This is a genomic window from Caulobacter sp. D5 (assembly GCF_003185805.1).
Lineage (GTDB): Bacteria > Pseudomonadota > Alphaproteobacteria > Caulobacterales > Caulobacteraceae > Caulobacter.
On the sequence record NZ_QHJY01000479.1, the window covers coordinates 1 to 2,164 of the forward strand.

Here is a 2,164-nt window from a genome sequence, read left to right on the forward strand (position 1 = left end):
GGAGCGGCCCCGGGCGGCGCCGCGGCGCTGCTGGCCCCGCGCAACTGCGCGCGCCAGACCGCCAGGAACTCTCGCCTGGCGGTGTACGCCGTGTGCGAGGCCTTCGCCGGCCAGCCCGAGAGCCAGGCGCCCGCCACCCACGCCAGCGCGAAAAACATCGCCAACCGCTGGTCCGGCCTGACGGCCGACGCCACCACCCTGGACGTGGCCAAGGGTCAGATCGCAACCGGCGGCGAAGTGCTGCGCATCCAGGTGCGCCAGGGCTTCGGCGGGGTCCTGACCCGCGATCTGGACGGCAGGAACCGGGGCGACGGCGCCAGCCGCTTCCTGCCGGCCGGCACGCCCGTCTACGGCCTGGCCGAGTTCGAGCAGCCCGGCCTGGCCGGCGCCCTGTTCATCTGGTGCGCGCCGGCGGCCCTGGCCAAGACCGCGACCAGGCCCGACCGGGCCCTGTGCTTCCTTGAGCGCCGGCAGAAGCGGAAGGGCTACGGCATCGGGCCTGTCAGCACCATCAACGCCGACAGGCTGAACACCGTGATGATGTCGCGCGAGGGCGCCAGCCCCTACGTCCCCGACGCCGTGGTGATGGCCTATTCGCCGGTCAAACGTCCGGCCGCGGCCGCGCCCACCGGCCAGCCCTTCCCCCAGGCCGTCACCCTGATCCTGCGCTGGAAGCCCGAGGGCGAACGCGGCGTGCGCTTCGACGCGCTGATCGACGACGGCGGCGGCGAGCGCCCGTTCCGCGACTGGACCGACGAGGACGCCACGGGCGTGGACCACGCCCTGCGGCTGGCCGGCGGCGTGATCGGCTACAGCCGCGCGGGCGAGAGCCTGACGGCCGCCATGATCGAGCCGGTGGCTCTCGGCGGCCTGGTGACGTTCGCGCCCGACCAGTCGGGCGACTCGGAACGATGAGGCTTCCTGCCGGCCTGCTGGCGACGGTCCTGACGGCGACCCTGACGGCTTGCGGCGCGGCCACGGCTCAGGCGCCCGCCCCTGCGGTCAAAGGCTCGGTCGACCGGATCGTCATCGAGAAGGCGGCCCACCGCATGAGCCTCTATGCCGGCCAGCGGCTGGTGCGGACCTACACGGTCTCGCTGGGGGCCGGCGGCCTGGCGCCCAAGACCCGCGAAGGCGACCGGCGCACGCCCGAGGGCGACTACCGCATCACCGGTCGCAACCCCAAGAGCCGCTATCACCTGGCCCTGCGCATCGGCTATCCGACCCCGGCCCAGGTCGCCGCGGCCCGGGCGGCCGGGGTCTCGCCCGGCGGCGACATCATGATCCACGGCCTGCCCAACCGCCGGAGCGCCCTGTCGGCGCTCTATGCGGGCCGCGACTGGACCGACGGCTGCATAGCGCTCACCGATCCCGAGATAGAAGAGGTCTGGACCCTGGTGCGCGACGGCGCGACGGTGAGGATCACGCCATGAGCCAAGCGATCGACACCTCCTCCGTCGTGGTCCGCCCCGATCTGCGGCGCATGGTGGCCATGCACGCCGCGCTCGCGCTGATCCTGGTCGCCTTCGCCGGCGCGGCGGCCTGGTCGCAGGCGCTCGACGCCCATGCGATCTGGTCCTGGCGGGCCTGGCTCTCGCAGGTCTGGGCCTGGCCGATCTCGGCGACGGCCTGGTTTTCGCTGCTGCCCCTGGCGATCGCCGCCGTCGTGATCGGACGGCTGCCCCTCGTCCTGCGCGACAAGACCCCCCGCCTGATCGTCGCCTTCGACGGGATCCGCTGGCGCGAGGGCCGCGACGGGCCGCTCTACTTCCTGCCCTGGACGCGGATCGCCTCGGCCTCGGTGCAGTCGTACGGCGAGGACGGCGAGGCCCTGCGCCTGATCCTGGGGGCGCCGGTCGTGGAGGAACGGAACGCTCCCGACTGGCCCGTATCGGCGCCCGTCGACATCGATCTCGACAATCTCGACATCGCGATCCGCGACCTGAAGGCCGAGATCCACCGGCGCGCACCGCACCTCTTCGCGCCAGCCGCGCGGCGCGGGCGATGAGCGAGACGATCGAGGCCCCGCGCCTGCCGCTCGCCGTCCGGCCGTCGCGGCTGAAACCCTGGATCGGTTTCGGGTTCGCCGTCGTCTTCGTCGTGGGCATGTTCCTGGTCGGCTCGGAGACCCTGAAGCCGGCCGTCGTGCTGCTGGGTGGAGCGT

General features: G+C 73.2%; 3 protein-coding genes. All 3 read left to right on the plus strand.

All coding sequences use genetic code 11. The annotated features are described in order from the left end of the window. Positions 1-915: hypothetical protein (locus tag DMC18_RS26305; protein ID WP_158285977.1), on the plus strand; the 915-nt coding region annotated here is incomplete at its 5' end. Continuing rightward, positions 912-1,433 carry a murein L,D-transpeptidase family protein gene (locus tag DMC18_RS24025; protein WP_110120483.1) on the plus strand — a complete coding sequence of 174 codons (522 nt, stop codon included), beginning with the start codon at positions 912-914 and terminating at the stop codon, positions 1,431-1,433. The genes DMC18_RS26305 and DMC18_RS24025, both read left to right, overlap by 4 nt. Next, on the plus strand, positions 1,430-2,008 hold the full coding sequence (locus DMC18_RS24030; protein WP_110120484.1) for a hypothetical protein: 579 nt from the start codon (positions 1,430-1,432) through the stop codon (positions 2,006-2,008). The genes DMC18_RS24025 and DMC18_RS24030 overlap by 4 nt, the downstream gene beginning before the upstream one ends. The last annotated feature ends 156 nt before the right edge of the window (positions 2,009-2,164 follow it).

Excerpts from the sequence above, each read along its gene's own strand:
- DMC18_RS24025 (WP_110120483.1), top strand. The coding sequence starts at position 912 with ATGAGGCTTCCTGCCGGCCTGCTGGCGACGGTCCTGACGGCGACCCTG.
- DMC18_RS24030 (WP_110120484.1), top strand. The coding sequence starts at position 1,430 with ATGAGCCAAGCGATCGACACCTCCTCCGTCGTGGTCCGCCCCGATCTG.